This is a genomic window from Ruminococcus sp. 210702-SL.1.03 (assembly GCF_020559915.1).
Classification (GTDB): domain Bacteria; phylum Bacillota; class Clostridia; order Oscillospirales; family Ruminococcaceae; genus YE71.
In genome coordinates, this window is record NZ_JAJCLZ010000004.1 from 55,873 (window position 1) to 72,369 (window position 16,497).

Here is a 16,497-nt window from a genome sequence, read left to right on the forward strand (position 1 = left end):
TAAGAACGCTGTGAGCATATCGCAGCGTTCTTTTTTTATTCGCACTTTTTCATACATATAAAAAATCCGCCGACCGACTTTTGCCGATCAGCGGATAAATCATATTCAGTTTAAATTACTGAGCGGGAGTAAAAGCGTCAACTTCGGGGAAAGTCTTAACTTCGCCAAGACCCTCGATGGTGAAGGTTACTTCCAGCGACTCTGCAAAGTTGATAGCGGTGAGCGGATCAAATGCAGGATCTTCTGCGGTAGAACCGTAGGAGTTGTATATCTCGATTCTGTAGCAGTTGTTGTTGTCCTCGATGTTGCCGTATCTGATCTTGCTTGCGTCGAATTCAACTTCCTTGCCGTCGCACTTGATAGAGGTTACTTCTACTTTGAGGTTCTCAATATCGTAGTCACCAATGGTGCTGTTATCGTAGTGGTTGTCGCCCTCTTTGAGCTTGTTCTTTTCGTTAGCAGAAACTTCCCACTCGCCGGTCTCCTTGTTTTTGCCGGAAACCTTGTTGCCGTCGCAGATACCGATAATATCTACGCAGAATACTACTGTACCGGTAGCAGGGGAGTCAGTTCCAAGAGTAGCGTCCATGTTGGGGTTGGTGTAACCGTTGTTGCCGCCTATAGAATCTTTGGTAATAGCAACAGTGTACTCGCCGTCGCCTACGATGTCAGCGTCAACGCCGTAGCCGTAAGATCCGGGATCAGTCTCGTCAAAGTCAGACTCGTTATGTACGTTGCCCTGACCCTTCCAGTTGCCCCAGAACCAGTTGGTATCTGCGAACATAAGGAAAGCGTCGTAGCCCTGATATTCATACTGAGGAGTGTAGGTGCTTGCAGGCTCTGCAGCAGCGCTCTCATCAGCAGCAGCGCTCTCATCAGTAGCAGCGCTTTCATCGGTAGCGCTCTCATCAGCGGTGCTCTCGTCAGCCGCAGCAGCAGACTCAGCAACCTTGATCTCGGTCTTAGAATCGTCCTTGCTGTCGTTAGAATCTCCGCAGGAAGCCATCATGCCGCAAGCTAAAGACATAGCGAGAATAGCGGCAGTAATCTTTTTGATTTTTTCCATTTTAGTTCCTCCAATAAAAAAATTAATCATAGTGATCTGTGATCGGTCGGCAGGTGCTTTTTCAGCGCACCGAAAAGTTTTAGGAAACGTTTTCATGCTTGTTATCACTGAATATACACATATCCGATAATACTATAATACTAAATTTTCGTGATTTTTTCAATATACATTTCGCACGAATTACCATCTTGTTTTTTGGCGTTTTTACACAAATAGATCGTGCCGCGCGGGGATATGTTTGTGCATGGGTTTTTCTTGATATTAAAATATGAAACTTTATTTGAAAACGCCGGTTTCATACATCTATTATTTGAATGTATAATGCTTTTTTAGCCGACGCCGACTTTTGTACAGTAAAAAAGCTTCCGAAATAGTACGAAAACTGTTTCAGAAGCTTTGTAAATTTTTTGTTAAGGCTTAATCTTCGCCGAGTTTCAGCGCCTTTGAAATGTTTATCTTCTGTATCAGCCTGCCCAGTACGGCGAGCGAGATCAGCAGCATTACGAGTATTATCGCGTAAACTTTCAGGTAGTCGCTGCGCTGCGGTATCACCACAAATCCCGGTACCTGCTCCTCGCGGCTGTACAGATACTGGAACAGCGGCACGAATAGGTCGCTCGCGATACCGCCTATGAATATCGCTGCAAATATCGCCGCGCCCGAAACAAGCAGCTGCTCGTACATTATCATCGCGATTATCTCGCGGTACTTCATGCCCATCGCGCGCATTATTCCGAATTGCAGCGTGCGGCTCTTTATCGAGAGTATCCAGTACATCAGGAAGCCGATTATGCACATTATCATGATGATCAGAAAGCCCAGCGTCAGTGCGCCGTTCATGCCCTGCAGCATCGGATCGTTTTTTTCGGTGATTATCTCCTGACTTGCCACGCGCAGCAGGGTAGGCTCTATGTCAGATTTTTCGATTGACTTGTAGAGGTCTTCCGTCAGCGCGCCGTTCTCCATGTTTATCCATACTTGATACGGCTCGATGTTCGTCATTACGTTGACGTAATCGAGGTTCATTACTGCGAAATTCATGTATGTGCCGTCTTTTGCAACGTCATACGGATTCATCGAGGGCCAGTATTCTACGAACGCCAGCACCGTGGCTTCAAAGCTGTCGTTAGCGCCCCAGCTAACGTTTACCGTGTCGCCCTGCTTCAAGCCGTATGTGTCGCGGAATGCGGTCGAGAGTATTATGCCCTGCTGATATTCGCTCAGCGCTTCGAGGTAGTTGTTTATCTGAACGGGAAGCAGCCTGTCGGCAAACCAGCATACCTTAGAAAATTCTCCCGGCGACACCGCCATCAGATTAACGTTTGACGTTGTGTTTGAAGAGCTTTTAGCGTCCGCTTCGTTCGCCGCTATCTCGTAGTCTGTCTTGTAGTCGTCCTCAAAACCGCGCTTGCCCGTGTTTTTCTGCACGGCGGGAACTCTCATCCTGTCGCTCTGTACAGTAATGCCCTCTTTCACGAAAACTCTCGCTACGTTCTTTACGCCCGCAAGTTTTTCGTACCGCTCTATCGGCGGTTCGGTGTACTGTATAACGCTCTCGCTGTCGTCGCTCTCGTCAGAGCTGTCGGCGGCAGTGTCCTGTGTCGAGCCGCTCTTCTGCGAATTGAATTTCGCCAGCGCTTCGTCGGCCTTCTGCGCCGCGTCAGAGGCTCTGTTTTCGCCCGATGTGTTCTCCCACTGCTCCTGCATTACCACGTCAGCGCCTATCGCATATGAAACTCTTTCCTCAGCGTTGCGGTTGAGAGCGCGTGCCGTGTTGGCAAAGTACAGTCCCAGTGAAACGGTGAGTATCAGGAATATCATGAGAAATCTTTCTTTGCCTGAAGCTGTTCTGCCTATGTTGTTGAACGAAACATACGCCGCAGGCGAAAGCACGCGGCTGAATATCTTAGAGATAAGTCTGATTATCAGCGGGTGTATCCTTATTATAAATAACCCGCAGCCGAGTATGAACGCCGTAGAAGCTACGAACATCATCGGGTTTATAGCCTGCGCTTCTCCGCCGCCCTCGGCCATAACGTCTGCCTGCTGCTTGTTGTAGTAGATGAGCCACGCTGCCGAGCCGCCTATCAGTATGAAGTCCAGGCATAGCTTTTCCCATAACGGCAGCTTGCGCTTTTTCGCTTTCGACTGCTTGTGCTCTACTATCGTGGTCTTTGTGGCGGGGATTATCGGCGCCATGGTGGTTATGAAGAATACTACTACCGCTGCCAGCGCGTAGATGAATGCGTCGAGCGCCAGCTTTACGGGCAGCGATTTTCTGTTTACAAATTCGAGGAAGCCGTTTGAAGCGCCGAGTATCTTGCAAAGTCCAAGTCCCGCAAAAGGCGCGGCAACAGCCGTCACAGCGCCCAGCAGCAACGATTCCAGCGCGTATATGAATATTATCTGCCCTCTGCTCGCGCCGCGGCTCTTGAATACCGCTATCTCGTTGCGCTCCTGCTCGATATTTAGCTGCGATACCATAAAGAGGTATACCAGTATCATCAGAATTACTGGTATCTGCAAAAGCCAAAGCGTGTTCCTAAGCTGCGAAGCGCGGCTCGCATAATCGGTGAATATGCTTTTCGCAGGCAGCGAGAGCGTAATGTCGTTTTCGTCAAATATGCGCTCCTGCTCGCTGATTCGCTCGCTTATTCCGCCCAGCCCGTTCATATCCATATTCGGGTAGTCCATAGCGTAGCGAACAGCCATCTCAGAAACGTTCACAGCGCCCGTGTCGAGTATCTCGCCGTACATGGTATCGTAGTCGGTGAACATGTTTGAAACGTATCCGCTTAAGCCCTCGGCCCAGTATGCCTCGCAGCCGTCCTTTACGTCGAATATGCCGACTATCTCTATCTTTATGGTCTTGTCCGCGCCGAAAACGTTGCCTATCTCATAAACGGTGTTCATGGCAAGCTCTGAAACTTTCAGCGCTTTTTCAGTAGCCACACATTCGTAAACGCCGTCGCTGCGCTTGCCCGGCTCGTACATCCTGCCCGATTTTATCTCTATCTTGTCGTCAAAGTTGCTCATTGCCGAAAGCGAGAGGCGGGAAGCCGATTTGCCCTCTGAAACGTCTATCGAGGTAACGTACAGATATGTGTCTGAAATAAATGTCTTGTCGTATTTCGCAGGACAGCCCATCTCGTCGTAGCCGTTCTGCACTATATTCTGAACTTTCTCTATCTCCTGCCGCTGTTTTTCAGCGGGTATGTCTAGCGTTACGTCGTGCTCGGCGCTGAATTCGCCGGGGTAAACGTTGTTTTCCGTCTGGTAGCTCTCCATGTCCTTTACCAGCATACGCTGGAGCGAGGCGTTCATGTATATAGGTATGGTGCTCGTCATAGCCGCAGCCATTATGAAGCCGATGAGCAGACACAGCACCATCCACTTTGTGTTGCGCATCTTGCGCAGTAGCAGTGTAAGCATTTTACTATGTTCTCCTTATCTCAATGGCTCAGCGTATCACAAGCTCGTCGCCCTCGTTTATACCAGAGGTTATCTCCGACTGCGAGCCTGTCTGCAAGCCTATCTCGACGGGCACGGCTGCCTTCTCGCCGTCTTTCAGTACATAAACTACCTTCTCGCCGTCTACTGTTTTGATAAGGTTGTTCGATACGCAAATAGCGTTCTCGGCCGTGTCGAGCACCAGTATAGTGTCTGCAAGCTGACCTACAGCGTCTGAAGGCAGGTCTTCGGTAAAGCGGATGTATACCATCTCGGCTTCGTAATCTATCCCGCCTTGTTCGAGCTTATCGTGGCTCTCGTTCTGCTTTTCCATGTAGTCTGCCAGTTCGTCGGGGTTCATGAAAACTTCGCCCTCGTAGTAATCTTCGTCAAGGCGTATCTGCACTTTTCTGCCGATGGTGAATTCAGTGCAGTCGTTCGGCTTTATGGCTATGTAAAGATTTTTCGTCTGCATTATCGTCGCGATGGTCTGTCCGGGGTTCGTGTAGTCGCCCACGCGCACGTCCGCCAGCGCGGATACCGTGCCGCTCGCTGGCGCTGTAAGCACCGCGCCATCCCGCTGATCGTAAAGCTTTTGCAGCTCTATGTCCAGTTTTTCTACGTCTACATACGCTCTGTCGTACTCCGACTGCGTAGCGCCGTTGTCGTAAAGCACCTCGGTGTACAGAAAAGCGCGCTTGCGGTCAAGCTCTTTCATAGCTATCTGGTACTCTATGTCCTTAGTGTCTATCTCGCAGATCTTGTCGCCCTTTTTCACCTTGTCGCCCGCGTGAACGTAGAATTTGCTGATAGTTCCGCCCTGCGTTTCGTATGAAAGGTTGTACTGCTTCTCGCTGTTTACCGTGCCGCTGTTTACTATCTTTTTCTCCAGCGTCTTGCGTTTCGCGGTAACGGTGGTGTAGGTCACTTCGCTCGCTTTTACGGTAGGCGCGGCGAGTACTTCTTCCTCGTCGGGCAGCAGATAGCAGCCGCTCATAGCCGTTGCCGTCACAGCGCAGCAGATCAGCGCCGCCGCCGCTCTCTTGGTTCGTCTGTTAAAATTTATATCTTTCATGTCATACTCCTGTTTTAAAAACATACTTGTACCTTAATTATATCAAATTCCACGAAAAATTTCTATGTATTATTCTACAAAATTTAAAGCGCATTTCTGTACCATTTCACTATTTCAAAAATTTCTGCACCGATATATCAATTATAGTGTGTAGTAATTGCGAAAATTTTGTAAACGTGCTTGCAAATCACGGCGATGTGTGGTATAATTCATTGATATGATGTTTTTCGCAATAAACGAATATCAGTTTCATATTTTTATATATCACAAGCATTTTTTTGTTGGAGGGAACAGCCGTGTATATCTGCCCCGTGTGCGGTTCGCCGCTGAAAGAGAATAAAAAAGGCTTTTGCTGTAAGAAAGGTCATAGGTTCGATACCGCCGCGCAGGGCTATGTCAACCTGCTCACCTCATCTCACCGCAACCCCAAAACTGCGGGGGATAACGCTATGATGGTAAAGGCGCGCACCGATTTTCTCTCGCGCGGGTATTATGAAAAGCTCGCGAACTCCGCCGCCGATGTGCTGGCGGATATTGTCGGCGATAAGCCGGCTGCCGTTATAGACAGCGGCTGCGGCGAGGGGTATTACACCAATATCTACGCCCGACGCCTGCCGCAGGCTCAGCTTTACGGCGTGGATATTTCCAAAAACGCCGTAAAGCACGGCGCTTCTCAGGCGAAGCTGCTGGGGCTTGAAAACGTTCATTACGCCGCCGCTTCCGGCTTTGAGCTGCCTTTTCCTGACCGCTGTGCCGATGCGCTGATATGCACTTTCGCGCCCGTTTCCAACGATGAATACGCACGCGTGCTCAAAAAAGGCGGCAAGCTCGTAATAGTCTGCCCCTCGCCGATACACCTCTTCGGCATGAAGTCGGTGCTCTACGAAAAGCCTTATCTCAATAAGCCGAATGAGTACGGGCTGAAAAGCTTTGCGCCCTGCGGCTCTCAGCGTATAGAGTATAACATCACGCTCGAAACTAACGCCGATATTATGAACCTCTTCGCCATGACGCCGTACTACTACAAGACCCCCGCCGAGGGCAGGGAACGCCTAAGCGCTCTGCAAACGCTGGATACCGAGTGCGGCTTTGATATTCTGATATTCCGAAAAAAGTAATGGAGGAAAATTTTATGAATAAAGACTTGTTTTGTAAGGGCTACACCTGGGGCTTTTTCTCGGGCAGCGGCGCTTTTCAGACCCCCGAAGCCGAGCGCTCGATGGAGCTTCTCGCTGCTAATGGTCTGAACTGGATTTGTATACCCGTCAACTGTTTTCAGGAAACCTACTATTCGCTCAGCGTGTTCTCGCTTTTCGGCAGAACTCAGACCGACGACGACGTTATCTTCGCGATAAAGAAAGCTAAGTCACTGGGGCTGAAAGTCTGCTTGAAGCCTATGGTCGATTGCCTTGACCGCTCGTGGCGCGCGCGTATAGATTTCCCGCCCGAAAACCCCGCCTACTGGGAACGCTGGTTCGCGAGCTATACCCGCTTTATGCTGCACTACGCCGAGATAGCCGAGCGCACCGGCTGTGAAATGCTCTGCACCGGCTGCGAGATGGCTGGCATGGATAAGCAGTCGGATTACTGTAAAAAGCTAATCGCCGACGTCCGTGAGGTCTACAGCGGAATAGTTATGCACAATATAAATCACGGCGATGAATTTCGCTTCGATTGGCTCTCGGCTGTTGACGTTATCGGCGTTTCGGCGTATTACCCCTGCACTTCCGAGAGCGAAACGGGTCTTGCGCATATGAAAGAGGTCTGGCGTGGCATTGCCGATAAGCTCGAAGAGATGCATCGCCATTATGACCGCCCGATAATGTTTGCCGAGATAGGCGTGCGCAACGAGAGCGGCTGTACCCGCTACCCCTGGGATTTCAAATACCGCCCAGAAGCCGTGCTCGACGAGCAGGAACAGGCTGATTTTTACGAAGCCGCTATCTCTGAGTCGATAGACCGCGAATGGTTCTGCGGCTACTTCTGGTGGGATTGGAAAGCTATGCTCCCGCCGATAGAAAAGGCTAAGGAAAACCGCGATTTCACCGTTTACGGCAAGCTCGCCGAGCAAACGCTGAAAAAGTGGTACACCGATGAAAAATATTGCTGATAAAGTGCAAAAGACCGCCGAGGTTCGTTTCCCTCGACGGTCTTTCTTATTCAGTAATTATTTTGTCTTGCAGGTCTTGGTGTCGCTCGCTTCGCCCGTATAAGTATTGCCGGCCGCGCCCTTTACCGACTTCCACTTTACAGTAGCTGCGTAAAGTTCCGATCTTGTCGTGCTCAGCTTAGGCGTATCCAGTTTCGCTTTAAATTTCACCACGTTTGAATACTTGCTGTACTCTGTCTTGCCGTCGTTCACAACGCACGCGCGCACGCGGTATGCGGCTATATCACCATATCTCAGATTTTTGTCGGTATATGTCAGTTTGTCCTGGTTCGGCTTGTTCAGCACAATCGCTAGCAACTCTTAATTGCCGCCGTTCAGCCGCCTTTCTACGATGTACGAATAGCACTCCTGCGTGTTCCATGCTATCCTTATCGTGGTCTTGTTCGTCTTTTCTATGCTGAGCGTCGGAGCGCTGACGGCTGCAATGTAGATAGACTCGCTTTTCTGCGCCTGCTGCTCGTCGGTAATGCTTTCCTCTGCGCTATCGTAACTGTCATAGCTGTCATCGCTCTCAGCCGTCGATGAGTTCTCCGCTGAGCTGTCGTCGATAATCACATCGTCTATCGGCTCGGCAGGTTCGGCAGGTTCATACTCTTCGCCCATTACCACCTGCTTCTGCGAGCTTTCGGGAAACACCGCCTCCTCAGCGAAAGCGCTTTGCGATCCCGCCGAAAGCATTACCGCCGCTGCCGCGAATGAGATCGTTTTTTTCAAGTTGTGATTCATATTCTTTTCCCCTTTACTTGATATTTGATTATCATAACAGACTATCTGTCCACTTATTTAAGACTATTTTAAAGAGCGGAATATTGTAAACTTGAAACAATCAAATTGTAAATACTTATTGTTCAAGTGCAAAAAAGACCACGCAAGAGCATTTTTCATATCCTGCGTGGTCGATTTATTCTTGATTTTATTCTTTCATCTCAGCCCGTACAGCTTCAAATTCTGCAACTATCTCTTCGTCGGGGGCTTTGGTAGCCAGCGAAACGATGATTATTACAGCCAGCGCGAGTATGAAAGCGGGGAGCAGCTCGTAGATGGCGAATACGCCGCCGAGCTTGCTGATGCCGAATTTCCATACGAATATCATTACGCCGCCCGTAACCATTCCTGCGATAGCGCCGTACTTGTTGGTGCGCTTCCAGAAAAGCGCTGTCAGCATTACGGGGCCGAATGTCGCGCCGAAGCCCGCCCATGCGAATGATACTACGCGGAATACCGAGCTGTTGCTGTCCCATGCCAGCGCTATTCCCAGTACCGCGATTATCAGCAGTACCGCGCGCGCCGCCAGCATCGACTGCTTTTCGGTCATCTTTATCTTGAATACGCCTTTCATCAGGTTCTCAGACATACTGGATGATGCCGCGAGAAGCTGCGAGTCTGAGGTGGACATCGTGCAGGCGAGTATTCCTGCGAAGATAAGTCCTGCCACCAGTGCCGCCGCTACGCCGTGCTTGCTGAGTACGGTGGCGATCTTGAGTATTACCGTCTCAGATTCGGAAGAGGTGGTAAGCTGCTCGATGGTGCCGTTAGCGCTGAGCGCTCTGCCGATTATGCCGATGAATACCGCAACGCCCATCGCGATAACTACCCATATGGAAGCTATGCGGCGCGAGATCTTGATCTTGTTCTTGTCGTCTATCGCCATAAATCTCAGCAGTATGTGCGGCATACCGAAGTAGCCGAGTCCCCACGCCAGGGTGGAAACTATGCTCAGTCCGCCGTATGGTATAAGCTCGCCATCCGCCGTGCGGGTCTGGGTGAAGCTTAGATAGTTCTGTATGCCCTTTGCGTTTTCTATTACGCTGTTAAAGCCGCCCGCTGTGTGCACGCCGTAAATTACGAGCACTACCAGCGCCGAGGTCATAACTATGCTCTGGATAAGGTCAGTGAAACTCGCCGCCAAAAATCCGCCGAGGCAGGTGTATGCGATTATGATCACCGCGCTGATTATCATAGCCATGTGGTAGTCCCAGCCGAAAAGCTGATTAAAAAGCTTGCCGCAGGCTGAGAAGCCCGAAGCGGTGTAAGGCACGAAGAATATCAGTATTATCGCCGCCGAGATACCCATTATAACGTGCTTGTCGTCGCGAAAACGGTTTGAGAAAAAGTCGGGTATGGTTATCGAGTTGCCGCAGCGGTGCGAGTAGATTCGCAGCCTTTTGGCTACCAGCAGCCAGTTTAGGTATGTGCCTATCGCAAGGCCTATCGCCGTCCAGCCTACCTCCGCGCAGCCGCTTATGTAGGCAAGTCCCGGCAGACCCATAAGCAGGTAGCTGCTCATGTCAGAAGCTTCGGCGCTCATTGCCGAAACTATCGGGCCAAGCTTTCTGCCGCCCAAGTAGAAATCGTGGACGCTGCTGTTTTTCTTCGAGTATACAACACCTATTATTACCATTCCTGCCATGTAGACCAGAATGGCTATCAGTATGCATAATACAGATTGTGTCACAAAAAAACTCCCTTCGCTATATCATTTTACTATCGTAAAATTAACGCATAATATTCTTTATTATAACACATTTCTATCAAATATGCAAGCCCTGCGCCGCGATTTATTTGATAATAGCAAAAAAACTGCCGCGAGTTTTTGTCCCACGGCAGTCTATGCGCATATTTTATTCGGTTATTCGCTGCGCAAAGAAAAATCCCGCAGTCATGTTGAGGTAGTTGCCGCCGCTGTATCCTGCGCAGCGCTCCTGAACCTTTGCCTTGAAGCTTTCTGCGTCCGTGCTCTCGGCAGCCAGCTTTTTCAGCTCTTCCAAATAGTCTATCTTGGTCTGAGCGTCCTTGAGGTCTTCCGGCGTGTAGTGCGAGGTGAGTATCAGCCCTATGTTCTTGTTGATATAGCCTTTAAGCTGCGCGATGATCGCGTCCGCGTGCGCAGCTCCCGCAACTATCGAGTGGCAGTCGTGACCCAGCATATGCGTGTATACCGCGCCGATCTCGGGTATCTCGATGTCGAAAGCCTCAGCCGTCTGCGTGATGATGAATTCTATTCCGCCGACGTTCACGCTGCCCTCGCCGATGATGTTCGTCGCCTTGTGCACGCTCTTGTCAAAGCTTTCGCCGAAAGCCGCCGTGAAGTTGTTTATCAGCGTCTTTCCGCCGCCGTTAGCCGAGTATTCCACCGCGTTTGCTGTCGAGTATTTAGGCACGTCGGGCAGGAAAGTGCCGCCTGCCGCGTGGTAAGCTATAAACACGCCTTCTACCTCGAGGTCTTTCAGATATTCCTCAAGTTCGGTGTTGTTGTCGAAAAAGCATGGCGACTCTATCACCGCGGCTTTGCCGTTTTTCTCTATGATGAATACTTCGTCGTCGATGGGGTCGTTAGTCTTGTATGCGTGCAGCTTTACTGCGCCGAAGTCATATACGTTTACTTCGCCCTTTGCGAGCTTTACTGTTTCAAATGCGTTTTTGTTCATGGTCTTATACCTCCTGAAAAATATTTGTGTTTTCGGAAGACCTGCGCGCCTGATCTTTTCTGTGATCTTATCTTAACACACTTTCGCAATGCTGTAAAGTAGGCACAATTTTGTGGCATAGTTACCGCGCGGAAACCTTTGTGAAAGATCAAGGACTTTTTCGTCGCATTTTATTTGTAAATATTGTATGAACACAAATTGACCTCTCTCGAACGCATAAAAAAGCGGCAAAGCCCTTTCGCAAAGACTCTGCCACCGTATTATTTGGTTACTTTCTCAAAGGCGCTTTCAGGGCAGCCGCAAGCTCTCCCGCTTTCTGCGCTTCCGCTCCGGGGTTTTCGTTTATCGTGCGAACTATCGCGCTGCCTACTATAACTCCGTCGCTGTAAGAAGCCATCTTAGCCGACTGCTCGGCGTTGGATATTCCGAAGCCTATGCAGTACGGTACGGGCGATTTTCCCTTTATCGGCGCTAGCAGCTTGTCGAAGTCGGTGGTTATCTCGCTGCGCGAACCCGTTACGCCCAGCGACGATACTACATACAGAAATCCTTTCGATTCCGCAGCTATCATAGCTACTCTGTCGGCAGATGTAGGCGCTACCAAATTAATCTTGTATACGCCGTACTTGTCGGCGGTTTCGGCTATCTCGTCGCGCTCTTCAAATGGCAGGTCGGGCACTATCACGCCGTCGATCTCGTGGTCGCGGCATTTTTTGAAGAATTTTTCAGTGCCGTACTTGAATATAGTGTTGATGTACATCATCAGCAGAAGCGGTTTGTCGGTCTTTGTGCGCAGGTGCGTTACCATGTCGAATATCTTATCCAGCGTTACGCCGCCGCGAAGCGCTCTCTGCGAAGCCATCTGTATTACAGGGCCTTCGGCTATCGGGTCGGAGAATGGCACGCCCAGCTCTATTATGTCCGCGCCTTTGTCAAGCATCTCCAGCACGCATTTTTCTGTTGTTTCAAGGTCGGGGTCGCCCGAGGTAACAAATGTTATCAGCGCCTTCTCGCCCTTTGCCTTTAGCTGTTCGAAACAGCTGTCTATCCTATTCTTCAACTACGTCTACCCCCCTGTATCTTGCTATCGAATAAACGTCCTTGTCGCCTCTGCCCGAGAGGTTGATGACAAGTATCTGATCTTTGCTCATGGTGGGCGCTATTTTCAGCGCCGCCGCCACCGCGTGCGATGACTCTATCGCGGGGATTATTCCCTCGGTCTTTGAGAGATATTCAAAAGCGCATACCGCTTCCTCGTCGGTTATCGGTATATATTCCGCTCTGCCTGTTTCGCGCAGATATGCGTGCTCAGGGCCTACGCCGGGGTAGTCCAGACCCGCCGAGATCGAGTATACGGGGTCTATCTGTCCGTATTCGTTCTGTAAGAATATCGACTTCATTCCGTGGAATATGCCCAACGTTCCTTTAGCCATGCTTGCTGCGTGCTTTTCGGTGTCTATGCCCAGGCCGCCCGCTTCCGCGCCTACCAGCCGCACGCTCTTGTCCTCGATGAAGTTGTAAAATGCACCCATAGCGTTCGAGCCGCCGCCTACGCAGGCTACTACGCAGTCGGGAAGTCTGCCCTCGCGCTCAGCAAGCTGGCTCTTTATCTCTTCCGAGATTATTTTCTGGAAATCACGCACCATAGCGGGGTATGGGTGCGGGCCCATTACCGAGCCGATGCAGTAAAAAGTGGTGTTGATGTTAGAGCACCAGTCGCGCATAGCCTCGTTTATAGCGTCTTTCAGCGTAGCCGTGCCGCTGTCTACCGCATTTACTTTCGCGCCCAGCAGATTCATTCTGTATACGTTCAGCGATTGTCTGCGGCAGTCCTCAGCGCCCATGTATACCTCGCACTCCAGCCCGAAAAGCGCGCATACCGTAGCCGTAGCTACTCCGTGCTGTCCCGCGCCGGTTTCAGCGATTATCCTCTTCTTGCCCATCTTTTTGGCGAGAAGCACCTGTCCCAGTACGTTGTTTATCTTGTGCGAACCCGTGTGGTTGAGGTCTTCGCGTTTGATGTATATCTTAGCGCCGCCTAAGTCTTTTGTCATTTTCTCAGCGTAGTAGAGCATCGAGGGTCTGCCCGCGTAGTCGCGGTAAAGCTCTTTCAGCTCGCTTATAAATTCGGGGTCGTACTTGTATTTCGCATAAGCCGCTTCCAGCTCGTGCACCGCGGTCATTACGGTCTCAGGCACATACTGCCCGCCGTACTGACCAAATCTTCCGATATTTCCCATCAGTTATCCTTCTTTCAGGTAGTTGTTGATAGTTTCTATTATCTCGCGTATCTTGTTTTCGTCCTTGTATCCGTTCACCTCTGCTGAGCTGGAAAAGTCCACCCCGTAAGGGTTCACGCGGTCGGCGGCTTCGCAAACGTTTTCCGCCGTAAGCCCCCCCGCGAGGAAGAATGGCTTATCTATCTTCAGTTTGTCAAATATTTCGAGGTCTACTCTTTTGCCCGTGCCGCCGTACTGCTTCTCGCTGAAACTGTCTATCAGCAGCTTGTCGGCGGGCAGCTTGCACGCGGTTTCGATGTCGTCGGGGCTTTTTGCGCGCACCGCTTTCCATATCTCAGCGCCGCCGCATATCCCGCGCAGTTTTTCGATGTACTCCGCGTCCTCGTCGCCGTGAAGCTGTATTACGTCCAGCATATCGCAGTATCTTGCGAGGCTTTCGAGCGGCTCGTTCACGAATACTCCTACGGATTTTATCCCGCCGTCCAGCATATCCCTCAGCCTGCGGAAATCGTCGAAAGCTGCGCTTCTCTTGAACCCGCCGCTAAGTATGAACCCCGCGTAGTCGGGGCGCCATCGATTGATATAGCCGATGTCCTCGCGCCGCCGCATACCGCATATCTTGATCTTCAGCGTGCTCATTTTAAACGCCCTCTCTCAGCGCCGCCAGCGTTTTGCCAATGCTCTCGCTGCGCATAAGCGTTTCGCCGATAAGCACCGCGTCCGCGCCAAGCGAGCGTACAGTTTTCATGTCGGCGTTGTCGCGTATGCCGCTTTCCGAAACGAATACCGCGTTCGCGGGCGCGAGCGGTCTTAGCCGCTGTACGGTAGTAAGGTCAACGTTGAATGTCTTGAGGTCGCGGTTGTTCACGCCCAGTATCTCGGGCTCGATGAAGCTTATCGCCTGCATCTCCTGCTCGTTGTGCACTTCGCAAAGCACGCTCAGCCCCAGTTCGCCCGCTAATTTGTAAAGCTCGGCGAACCTCTGCGGCTCGAGCACCGCGGCTATCAGCAGTACCGCGTCCGCGCCTATCGCCGCCGCTTCAAATATCTGATATTCGTCAAATATGAAGTCCTTGCGCAGTATCGGTATCTTCACCGCCTTGCGTATGTCGGCGAGATACTGCGATGAACCTTGAAAATAGTGCTCCTCCGTAAGGCATGAGATAGCGTTCGCGCCTGCCGCTTCGTACTCTTTCGCAAAGTCTGCGGGGCGGAAGTCGGGGCGTATCAGCCCTTTCGAGGGCGATGCTTTTTTTACTTCGCATATGCAGCTCAGCGTTTGCTTTTTCAGCGCCGCCGCCAGCGAAAGGGGAGTGCGCTCGCTCAGCACTTTCTCGGCGAGTTTTTTCATCTCGCTCTCGCCGATCTTCGCTTTCTCGCGCGCAAGCTGCTCTTTTCTGTGTGTGATTATTTCGTCTAATATCATGCGCTTAGTCCCTGTTCGTAAATTCTATCATTGCGTTCAGTTTTTCCATAGCCGCGCCGCTGTCGATCGCTTCCGCAGCCATCTTTACGCCCTCTGCTATGCTCTCAGCCTTGCCGCAGGTGTAGAGCGCCGCGCCCGAGTTGAGCAGTACTATGTCGCGCTTCGCTCCCGTGATCTTTCCGCTGAGTATCCCGCGGGTGATCTCTGCGTTCTCGGCAGCCGTGCCGCCTACTATCTCAGCCTTAGTCGCGCGCTTTAAGCCTACCGATTCGGGCGTTACCTCGTAGCTCGTGATCTCGCCGTTTCTGATCTCAAAAACGTTCGTGTGCGCCGAGATCGAGAATTCGTCCAGTCCGTCGCTGCCGCGGATAACGAGGGCGCGCTTTACGCCGAGGTTTTTCAGCACGTTCGCTACCAGTTCAAGCAGTCTGTCCTCGTATACGCCTACTACCATGTACTCGGCGTTCGCAGGGTTTGCAAGAGGGCCTAGGATGTTGAATACTGTGCGTATGCCTATCTGCGCTCTTACAGGGCCTACGAATTTCATAGCTTTGTGGTAGCTCTGCGCAAAGAGGAACGATATGCCCGTTTCGTCGATGCAGGCTAAGGCTTTTTCGGGAGTCGAAGCTATCTTTACGCCCAGCGCTTCCAGTACGTCGGCCGCGCCGCTCTTTGAAGATACGCTGCGGTTGCCGTGCTTCGCAACAGCCTGACCGCAGGCTGCGATGACGAATCCCGAGGTGGTAGAGATGTTGAAGCTGTTCGCAAGGTCGCCGCCCGTGCCTACTATCTCCAGCACTTCCTGCTCGTGCGGTACGGTCGTCATCTTCTCTCTCATGCCCATAGCGCAGCCCGTTATCTCGTCTGCGTTCTCAACGTTCATGCGCATAGCCGTCAGCAGTGCGGCGGTCTGCGCGTTGGTGGCGCGGTCGCTCATTATAATGTCTACTGCGCGGCGTGCTTCTTCCTGCGTGAGGTGCTCGCCCTCTACCGCCTTTGCAATGAGCGGTTTCAGCTCGGTCTTTTTCGCGTCGGGTATAGCGGGCGCTGCCGCCATGTCGGGCTGTATACCAGCTATGCGCAGGAAGTTCGCCAGTATGGTCATTCCGCTGTCGGTCATTATCGACTCGGGGTGGAATTGCATTCCGTATGTCGCGTGCTCCTTGTGCTTTAGTCCCATTATCTGTCCGTCCGCGTCTTCTGAGATTATCTTCAGGCACTCGGGCAGCGAGCTTTTTTCTACTATCAGCGAGTGGTATCTCGCTACGGGTATCGAGGAGGGAAGTCCTGCAAAGAGGGGGCTTGCCGTGTCTATCTTTACGTCCGTCTGCTTGCCGTGAAGCTGCTTTTCAGCTTGAACTATCTTTCCGCCAAAGCTTTCTGCTATCGCCTGATGTCCTAAGCATACGCCCAGTATCGGTACTCTGCCGCTGAATGTGCGGATAACTTCTTCCGAAATTCCCGCCTGCGCAGGGTAGCATGGGCCGGGCGAGATTATTATCGCCTCGGGTTTCATCTTCTCTATCTCGTCAAGGGTTATCTCGTCGTTTCTTTTTACCTCTATGTGCGGGTACATCACGCCCAGTGCCTGATAAAGATTGTATGTGAAACTATCGTAATTGTCTATAAGAAGTATCATTTT

At 51.2% G+C, this 16,497-nt stretch carries 14 protein-coding genes; 2 read left to right on the forward strand and 12 right to left on the reverse strand.

Translation table 11 applies throughout. The features are described from left to right. Positions 1–115 precede the first annotated feature (115 nt). From LI114_RS03695 to LI114_RS03705, 3 genes are all read right to left on the reverse strand, one after another. The gene (locus LI114_RS03695; protein WP_227219430.1) at positions 116–1,066 is read right to left on the reverse strand and encodes a hypothetical protein; all 951 of its coding nucleotides are present in this window, start codon (positions 1,064–1,066) and stop codon (positions 116–118) included. Between the two features lie 417 nt (positions 1,067–1,483). After that, positions 1,484–4,498 carry an FtsX-like permease family protein gene (locus tag LI114_RS03700; protein ID WP_227219432.1) on the reverse strand — a complete coding sequence of 1,005 codons (3,015 nt, stop codon included), beginning with the start codon at positions 4,496–4,498 and terminating at the stop codon, positions 1,484–1,486. A gap of 28 nt (positions 4,499–4,526) precedes the next feature. Beyond that, the gene (locus tag LI114_RS03705) at positions 4,527–5,591 is read right to left on the reverse strand and encodes an efflux RND transporter periplasmic adaptor subunit (RefSeq protein ID WP_227219434.1); all 1,065 of its coding nucleotides are present in this window, start codon (positions 5,589–5,591) and stop codon (positions 4,527–4,529) included. Positions 5,592–5,887: 296 nt separating this feature from the next. Here LI114_RS03705 and LI114_RS03710 point away from each other — a divergent pair, with 296 nt between their 5' ends. Both LI114_RS03710 and LI114_RS03715 read left to right on the forward strand, forming a co-directional pair. After that, the gene (locus LI114_RS03710) at positions 5,888–6,709 is read left to right on the forward strand and encodes a putative RNA methyltransferase (protein WP_227219436.1); all 822 of its coding nucleotides are present in this window, start codon (positions 5,888–5,890) and stop codon (positions 6,707–6,709) included. Positions 6,710–6,723: 14 nt separating this feature from the next. After that, positions 6,724–7,701: a glycoside hydrolase family 113 gene (locus LI114_RS03715; protein WP_227219438.1), complete on the forward strand. Its 978-nt coding sequence runs from the start codon at positions 6,724–6,726 to the stop codon at positions 7,699–7,701. 57 nt (positions 7,702–7,758) lie between these two features. Here the strand turns inward: LI114_RS03715 and LI114_RS03720 are convergent, their stop codons facing one another. The 9 genes from LI114_RS03720 to LI114_RS03760 all read right to left on the reverse strand — a co-directional run bounded on the left by LI114_RS03720 (position 7,759) and on the right by LI114_RS03760 (position 16,494). Then, positions 7,759–8,058 carry a hypothetical protein gene (locus tag LI114_RS03720; protein WP_227219439.1) on the reverse strand — a complete coding sequence of 100 codons (300 nt, stop codon included), beginning with the start codon at positions 8,056–8,058 and terminating at the stop codon, positions 7,759–7,761. A gap of 3 nt (positions 8,059–8,061) precedes the next feature. Continuing rightward, entirely contained in the window at positions 8,062–8,487 is a 426-nt protein-coding gene (locus tag LI114_RS03725) for a hypothetical protein (RefSeq protein ID WP_227219441.1), read from the reverse strand. Positions 8,488–8,674: 187 nt separating this feature from the next. Then, positions 8,675–10,216 (reverse strand): sodium/proline symporter, encoded by a 1,542-nt coding sequence (locus LI114_RS03730; protein ID WP_227219443.1) that lies wholly within the window; start codon positions 10,214–10,216, stop codon positions 8,675–8,677. 166 nt (positions 10,217–10,382) lie between these two features. Next, a complete protein-coding gene (locus LI114_RS03735; protein WP_227219445.1) occupies positions 10,383–11,189 on the reverse strand; it encodes a hypothetical protein in 807 nt (268 codons plus the stop codon). Positions 11,190–11,457: 268 nt separating this feature from the next. Further along, on the reverse strand, positions 11,458–12,249 hold the full coding sequence (gene trpA / locus LI114_RS03740; RefSeq protein ID WP_227219447.1) for a tryptophan synthase subunit alpha: 792 nt from the start codon (positions 12,247–12,249) through the stop codon (positions 11,458–11,460). After that, a complete protein-coding gene (gene trpB / locus LI114_RS03745) occupies positions 12,239–13,429 on the reverse strand; it encodes a tryptophan synthase subunit beta (protein WP_227219449.1) in 1,191 nt (396 codons plus the stop codon). The genes trpA and trpB overlap by 11 nt, the downstream gene beginning before the upstream one ends. A gap of 3 nt (positions 13,430–13,432) precedes the next feature. After that, on the reverse strand, positions 13,433–14,068 hold the full coding sequence (locus LI114_RS03750) for a phosphoribosylanthranilate isomerase (RefSeq protein WP_227219451.1): 636 nt from the start codon (positions 14,066–14,068) through the stop codon (positions 13,433–13,435). A gap of 1 nt (position 14,069) precedes the next feature. Continuing rightward, a complete protein-coding gene (trpC, locus tag LI114_RS03755) occupies positions 14,070–14,855 on the reverse strand; it encodes an indole-3-glycerol phosphate synthase TrpC (protein WP_227219453.1) in 786 nt (261 codons plus the stop codon). A 4-nt stretch (positions 14,856–14,859) separates the two neighbouring features. Next, complete coding sequence (locus LI114_RS03760; protein WP_227219455.1) at positions 14,860–16,494, reverse strand: bifunctional anthranilate synthase component II/anthranilate phosphoribosyltransferase; 1,635 nt, start codon at positions 16,492–16,494, stop codon at positions 14,860–14,862. Positions 16,495–16,497 lie beyond the last annotated feature (3 nt).

Excerpts from the sequence above, each read along its gene's own strand:
- LI114_RS03695 (WP_227219430.1), bottom strand. The coding sequence starts at position 1,066 with ATGGAAAAAATCAAAAAGATTACTGCCGCTATTCTCGCTATGTCTTTA.
- LI114_RS03700 (WP_227219432.1), bottom strand. The coding sequence starts at position 4,498 with ATGCTTACACTGCTACTGCGCAAGATGCGCAACACAAAGTGGATGGTG.
- LI114_RS03705 (WP_227219434.1), bottom strand. The coding sequence starts at position 5,591 with ATGAAAGATATAAATTTTAACAGACGAACCAAGAGAGCGGCGGCGGCG.
- LI114_RS03715 (WP_227219438.1), top strand. The coding sequence starts at position 6,724 with ATGAATAAAGACTTGTTTTGTAAGGGCTACACCTGGGGCTTTTTCTCG.
- LI114_RS03725 (WP_227219441.1), bottom strand. The coding sequence starts at position 8,487 with ATGAATCACAACTTGAAAAAAACGATCTCATTCGCGGCAGCGGCGGTA.
- LI114_RS03735 (WP_227219445.1), bottom strand. The coding sequence starts at position 11,189 with ATGAACAAAAACGCATTTGAAACAGTAAAGCTCGCAAAGGGCGAAGTA.
- trpB (WP_227219449.1), bottom strand. The coding sequence starts at position 13,429 with ATGGGAAATATCGGAAGATTTGGTCAGTACGGCGGGCAGTATGTGCCT.
- LI114_RS03750 (WP_227219451.1), bottom strand. The coding sequence starts at position 14,068 with ATGAGCACGCTGAAGATCAAGATATGCGGTATGCGGCGGCGCGAGGAC.
- trpC (WP_227219453.1), bottom strand. The coding sequence starts at position 14,855 with ATGATATTAGACGAAATAATCACACACAGAAAAGAGCAGCTTGCGCGC.
- LI114_RS03760 (WP_227219455.1), bottom strand. The coding sequence starts at position 16,494 with ATGATACTTCTTATAGACAATTACGATAGTTTCACATACAATCTTTAT.